Below are 6364 nucleotides of genomic sequence, written 5' to 3'. Positions count from 1 at the left end.
TCCTGGGTAGCTCCCATATCTCCCACTTTTCGTTCTCACGGGCTATCTGGCCGCTATTACAGCCACACCGTCGTGTCGGCGGCTGCCCACGACGACGCCCTTGCCGCGCGGACCGGTCCCGATTCAAACGCAACCGTCGCACCACGGACGCATTCGTCATTTCAATGGCGCGCGCCGCCGCGCCTGGTGTCCGCGCCCGGTGTCCGCGCCGGCGCGCTCGTCGACAACCCCCGTGGCCCCCGCGTTCCGCCCCCGCGGGGTGAGCGATTTATGTCACAGTGACGTATTGGTGGATCAAGGGGTTCTCGCAATTCGATGAGACATCTGTTCGCGGTGTCCGCGCTATCGCCCTCGGCGGCGTCGCGCGAGGCTTCAGTCCTCGTCGAGAGCGAGCTTGCGCAGCAGATCCCGGAGCGTCGCGAGCTCGGTGGCGGTGAGTGCGGCGAACGACTCGGGCGGTGTGGTGTCGGCGAGCTGCGCCCGTCTCGTCAGGTCGCGCCCCTCGTCTGTCAACACTACGACCTTGATCCGGCGATCGGTCGGGTGCTGCTCACGGACGGCCAGGCCGCGGCGCTCGAGGGCGTCGACCAGGGACGTCACGTACGAGTTGTCGCAACCCAGCCGCTTCGCCAGCTCGCGCATGCGGATCGGTTCGTCGAGCGGAACCACGAGCAACGCCCGCAGCGGAGCCAGCGGGAGCCCGGTGTCCTGGGCGATCTGATGGAAGGCTGCCATGGCAGTCGGATTGTGGCTGATGGCGCGGATCCGCTGCCACACGTCGGCAGCTACATTGTCGGCACGACCGAGGGCGAGACGGCTTCGTTTGGTGCTCACTGGATCATGTTAACCGCTCAGTGATTGAGACTACCAATGATTGACACTGTCAGTGAATATATTTAGCTTGTTCTCATGCACCCACTCTCGAACCAGAAGCCGGCGGTGGCGACCGTCTACGTCGCGGCGATGTTCATGGCGGTCATGGACACGACGATCGTCAACGTCGCCCTCCCCTCGCTGGGGCGGAGCTTCCACGTCGGTAGCGACCGCCTCGGGCAGGTGTCGATCGCCTACCTCGTGAGCCTGGCCGTGTTCATTCCGGCGTCGGGTTGGCTCGGGGACCGCTTGGGCGGCAGACGCGCTCTACTCGGAGCCATCGGCGTCTTCACGCTCGCTTCGGCACTGTGCGGCTCGTCCGCAACCCTGGGCGAACTGGTCACATTCCGCATCCTGCAAGGTATCGGCGGGGCGGTCATGACACCCGTCGGACTGGCGATGCTGTTCCGCGTGTACCCGCCGGCCGAGCGGGTGCGCATCTCCAGTGTCGTCGCGATGATCACCGCGTTGGCACCGGCTCTCGGGCCCGTGCTCGGCGGTGTGCTCACCACGTACCTGTCGTGGCAGCTGGTGTTCCTCGTGAACGTGCCGATCGGCGTCGCGACGCTGCTGTTCGGCGCTCTCGCGCTCGCGGACCACACGCCCGCCCGCCCCGGCCGGCTGGACGTACGGGGCCTGCTGTTCTCCGGAATCGGCCTGGGAGCACTCATGTACGGGATCTCGGAGGGGCCCGCGCGCGGATGGGCCTCACCCACGGTGATAGCGGCGACCGCGGTCGGCGCGGTCCTATTGCTCGCGCTGATCCCGGTCGAGCTAGGTATCGCGCACCCTCTGATCGACATCCGCCTGTTGCGCAATCGCATGTTCGCGTACGCGACCGCCCTCTACGGGCTCGCGTCACTCGCCTACTTCGGCGCACTGTTCCTGGCCGCTCTGCTCTTCCAGAACGTGATGGGCCTGTCCGCGATCGCATCGGGCTTGGTCACGCTCCCCTCGGCCGTCGGTGTCATGTCGGGCGGTCAGTTCGTGACGCGCGCGCTGTACTGGCGCTTCGGCCCCCGCCGGATCACCGCAACGGGTCTGCTCACCATGGCGGTGGCCCTAGCGTCGATGGCGCAGGTGGGCCCGGGCACACCGCTATGGGTGTTGTGCCTCTTCATGTTCGGCCTCGGAATCGGCGTCTCATTCGTCTTCATCCCGAGCCAGGCCGCGTCGATGGCAACCGTCGCCAAGACCCAGACCGGTCACGCGTCGTCGATCTTCAACGCGGGCAAGCAGCTGGGCGGCGCTGTCGGAGTGGCACTGCTGAGCACCGTCCTCGCCGCCGGGAACCAGACCGGCGCGACGGGCAACGACCTGACCGGCTATCACGCGGCATTTCTCGCCGCCGCGGCGGCGGCCACCCTCGCCATCGCGGTCGCACTCGCCGTTCGAGACCAAGACGCCTCGACAACCATGACGTCTCCGCACACGGCGAGCTGACCAACGGTCACGCGAGCGATATCCTGGGAACCTGGCCGTCGGCGTCTTCCGAATCACTCCCGTTCGGAGGTCCGTGTGACGGTCGCTTGCACATATGCCTCGGGGTGCGGCTTCGAAGGTACGTCACGAAGCACCCGCAGCAAAGCCAAGCCGGCTATGCCGACGACTGCTGCGAGCACGAGAGCACCACTGGTCCCTGTTCCGCCTGTGAGTGCCTGGGCGACTGCGCCGCATCCTGCGACGCCCGCGGCGAGCCCGAACTGCCGGGCGGCGTTCATGGTTCCGGCGGCCGCGCCCGAAAGGGCCGGTGCAGCAGCTTCCGTCGCTCGGTGCGGCAGGATAGGCGTGGCGAGCCCCGCTCCCGCCCCGGACATCAAGAGCGGCCCGACGATCAGCGGTGCAGGCAGCCCGGCGTCGACGATCAGGGCGCCCGCTGATACACCGAGTGCGATCGCGCCGAGACTCAGCGCGAGTGCGGCCGTGTGCCGGCGCTCCGGCACGCGCACGAACGCCGCTGCCAAGATGAACGAGACCTGCTGCGTTGCAAGGAACACTGCGGCGGTCGCGGCTCCCTCGCCGGTGTGGACGAGCCACGCCGCTATGGCCGGCAACGGCCCGAACGCTGCGAAGTAGTAGGCGAAGGACGTGGTGATGGTGCCCACGAATCCCCGCCGACGAAAAAGAGCCGGCGGCAGTGCTGGATTCGCGACACGTCGTTCCGTGGCGACGAGTCCCGCGCACGCGGCCACGGTCGCGACGGTCGCGGCTACCGTCGGCGCCGAGGCGATGCCGAATTCGCCTGCGGCGGTGAGGGTGAACGTGGCGGAGCCCATCAATGCGACCGTCAATGCCGTGCCCGCGAAGTCCAGCCGAGACCGCTCACCGGATCCTGGCTCGCCTCCTGCGGACACGAAGAACGCGACGAGTACGGCGGCGATGGCAAGCGGCACGCTTCCGGCGAACAGCAGACGCCACATACCGGGATGCGCGAACACCCCGCTGCCTAAGGTCCCCACGGTGCCGCCGAGGGCTGAACAGACGCTCCAGGTCGCCAGTGCCGTCTGTCGACGCCGCCCGGAATAGCTATGGACCAGGAGCGGGATCATCGACGCCAGAAGCGCTGCTCCCCCAGTGCCCTGCGCGATCCGCGCGGCGATCAGCACACCGGCGTCGGGTGCGACCGCACACACTGCTGTCGCAGCCCCGAACAGCGCCATGCCGCAGACGAATACGCGCCGGTGACCCACCGCATCACCGCCGGCGCCGGCCGCGAGCACGAGCGCGCCTACGGCGAGGCTGAAGCCATTGATGACCCACTGCCCCTGCGCGAAGCCTGCGTGCAGATCGCGTTGGATGACGGTGACGCTCACGGTTGCGGCGGTGGTGTGCATGAGCAGTAGGAAAGTGCCGATGCTGCATGCGATGAGGGGCAGCCAACGCTTGAAGGTCATGACACCAGACTGATCTAATGGTCTTATGCGGGTAAACCCTTACATTGAGCCGCTGCTTATGAACACGGTCGAGCTGCTGAACGATCCGGCCCCGAACCCTGCCGAACTCGAGAGTCGGTGGAATGGGCATGGGATGCCGTCGCAACGACCAGCAACCGAGGAGGACCTCGACGTCGTGGCCGGCTACCTCGGCCTCTGGCGCGCCGTGGTCGATGCCGGGACCGAGACCGAGCGGGTTCAGCACCTCAATCGGATGCTGGGTGAGTACACGGCGGCACCGTCGATCACCGACCACGACGGCAGCGGGTGGCATCTGCACTTCCGCGACCCGGAAGCAGGCTTCGGGCTCACACTCGCGGGAGCCACGACCGCCGCCGCGGCGCAGTTCCTCACCGCGCGCGGCATACACCGGCTCGGCCGGTGTCACCTGGCCGAGTGTGAGCAGGCCTTCATCGACTTCAGTCGCCCGGGTACGCAGCGCTACTGCAGTCGCGCCTGTGCGAACCGCGATGCGGTTCGCCGGCACCGCGCGCGAAGGATCAGCGCATAGCGCGCTCGAGGAATCCGGCGGCGTCGCCGGCGGCCGCATAGACGGCGCCGAAGTGGTCGGTCGGATAGATGCGCACGGTCACCGGCTGGCGGTGCAGTATCAGCGACGCCGCGAGCGAGAGACCGGAGGCGACGGGAACGTCGATGTCGGTGAGGCCGTGTCCCAGGAAGATCGGGCTGCCGTAGCCCGCGACCGGAGTGGCCATGTGCTCCTTCAACGCCTCGAATATGCCCTCGATGCTGCGCAGCGGACGATCGACCCACGCCCGCACGTCGGCGCCGCGCACCTCCTCGCGCAGGTCGTACATGCTCAGTCGCTCGGCCAGCCCGACGATGCGGCGCCCCTCGTCGCTGAGCGCCTCGTCGACGGTCAGGTCCGGGCGCGCATCCCGGAGTGCCGCAAGGATGTAGGCCGTGTACGTCATCGTCGCGGGCGGTAGCGGCACCGGTGGGAACGACGGCCCGAGGAACTGGACGATGCGCTCGATGTTCGCAGGCGTCCCGGTCGCGACCACGCCGCGTAGGTCGAGGTCGTAGCCGGCGCCGAACTCGGTCGCGTACCGGGCGCCGTTCATCGCGGCGCCGGCGCCCTGCGACTGGCCGACCAGGGCCCATCGCGAGGAGAGCGGCACGCCGATCCGCCGCGCAGCCTGAACGGAGTCGATCAGGTTGTGCGCCTCCACCTTTCCGTTGAGGTAGCTCATCAGGCCGGGGGTGCCGAGGCCTGCGTAGTCGCTCGCGACCACGGCGTATCCGTGGTCCAACCAATGCCCGAGGTAGAACTGCTGACGGTCCGACTGCGGTTGGGCGGACGGAGTCGCCTCATCGCCGAGCCCGACGGTGCCGTGCGCCCACGCGATCACGGGCCACCCGCCCTCGGGTGGTCTGGACTGCGGGAGGAAGAGGGCCGCAGTGCTCACCGCGGGACCGTGCTGGTTCGACGTCGCGTAGAGGAACCGGCGCGCATCGGCGGCGTTGCGTATCCACAGGCTCTCTCCCAGCGGTACTTCCGTGAGCAGGGAGCCGGGCGCGGGCACTTCGCCGTCGTACTCGCGCGCGTCGAGACCCGACCAGTCCGGCGGGCCGACCGGCTCGATCGGGTCGGGCGTCGAGAGACCGCGTACGACGGTGGTGACGCGGTCGGTCAGTTCCTGCCGGAGCGAAGCTAGCGACACGTTTGCAACGTAACAGCGCGCCGGCTGCCCCGCAGCCCGGTGCGGGGTGTCCTCGCCCGGCGGTGGATCGACGGGGCGCACGCTATGACTGGTCCGGTGTCCGGTCCCGCTTTCGGACCATGTCGTTCTCCCACGCCCATGCCGCGATCGCGACGCGGTTCCGAGCCCCCACCTTGCGCTGCACGTTCGCGACGTGATTCTTGACGGTCCCCGGTGCGATGAAGAGTTCGCGACCGATGTCTGCGTTGGTGTGGCCTGTGGCGATCAGCTGCAGGACGTCCATCTCACGCGCCGTGAGGTCTTCGTCGGTGTCGGCCTCGTGCGGTTTGGACTCGACGGACATGGTGCGGAGGAGGCGGACGGTGATCTCGGGGCTGATCAGGGCATCACCGGCGACCGCCGCGCGGATCGCCTCGGTGAGCAACGTCGGGTTGGAGCGCTTGAGGATGAACCCGGACGCGCCAGCCTGGATCGCCTGCTGCACGTACTCGTCCAGGTCGAAGGTGGTGACCACGACGACGGTGATGTCGAGTGCCACCAGTCGGCGCGTCAACTCCAGACCGTCCATGCGTGGCATCCGGATGTCGGCCAGCACGACATCGGGTCGCAGTGCGCGCGCGAGCTCGAACGCGGCGGCGCCGTCGGGCGCGTCCCCCACGACGTTCATGTCCGGGTGCGCGTCGAGGATGATCCGGTAGGCGTCCCGGATGCTCGCCTGGTCGTCGACGAGCAGGATGCGCGTCGTCAACTTCGGGCTCCGTCCGCGTCCGGGCACAGCACTGCCAAGGGCATTGTTTCTCGAGCTCCTTCGTCGGTGGCGGTGAGCCTGTCACCCTATTAGCGCACAGGTCGAGTAGGTTACGTCGGATCGAT

Annotated in this window: 6 protein-coding genes; 2 read left to right on the top strand and 4 right to left on the bottom strand. The window is 68.1% G+C overall.

What is annotated here, in order from left to right; all coding sequences use genetic code 11:
• Positions 1-372 precede the first annotated feature (372 nt).
• Positions 373-834: a MarR family transcriptional regulator gene (locus P0W64_RS14440; RefSeq protein WP_275480837.1), complete on the bottom strand. Its 462-nt coding sequence runs from the start codon at positions 832-834 to the stop codon at positions 373-375.
• A 75-nt stretch (positions 835-909) separates the two neighbouring features.
• On the opposite strand from P0W64_RS14440, the gene P0W64_RS14435 reads away from it, so the two are divergent.
• Entirely contained in the window at positions 910-2316 is a 1407-nt protein-coding gene (locus tag P0W64_RS14435) for a DHA2 family efflux MFS transporter permease subunit (RefSeq protein WP_275480836.1), read from the top strand.
• Between the two features lie 53 nt (positions 2317-2369).
• Here P0W64_RS14435 and P0W64_RS14430 read toward each other — a convergent pair whose 3' ends face one another.
• Positions 2370-3767: an MFS transporter gene (locus P0W64_RS14430; protein ID WP_275480835.1), complete on the bottom strand. Its 1398-nt coding sequence runs from the start codon at positions 3765-3767 to the stop codon at positions 2370-2372.
• A 58-nt stretch (positions 3768-3825) separates the two neighbouring features.
• Between P0W64_RS14430 and P0W64_RS14425 the strand changes: the two genes are divergently transcribed.
• Positions 3826-4317 (top strand): CGNR zinc finger domain-containing protein, encoded by a 492-nt coding sequence (locus tag P0W64_RS14425; protein WP_275480834.1) that lies wholly within the window; start codon positions 3826-3828, stop codon positions 4315-4317.
• Here P0W64_RS14425 and P0W64_RS14420 read toward each other — a convergent pair.
• The gene (locus P0W64_RS14420) at positions 4307-5491 is read right to left on the bottom strand and encodes a lipase family protein (RefSeq protein WP_275480833.1); all 1185 of its coding nucleotides are present in this window, start codon (positions 5489-5491) and stop codon (positions 4307-4309) included. The two genes, P0W64_RS14425 and P0W64_RS14420, sit on opposite strands and share 11 nt — an antisense overlap.
• Before the next feature lie 82 nt (positions 5492-5573).
• The gene (locus tag P0W64_RS14415) at positions 5574-6239 is read right to left on the bottom strand and encodes a response regulator transcription factor (RefSeq protein ID WP_275480832.1); all 666 of its coding nucleotides are present in this window, start codon (positions 6237-6239) and stop codon (positions 5574-5576) included.
• Positions 6240-6364 lie beyond the last annotated feature (125 nt).

Origin of the sequence: Tsukamurella sp. 8F (assembly GCF_029167375.1) — a bacterium.
In the GTDB taxonomy this organism is placed as follows: domain Bacteria; phylum Actinomycetota; class Actinomycetes; order Mycobacteriales; family Mycobacteriaceae; genus Tsukamurella.
This window is presented reverse-complemented; position numbering and strand designations above follow the sequence as displayed.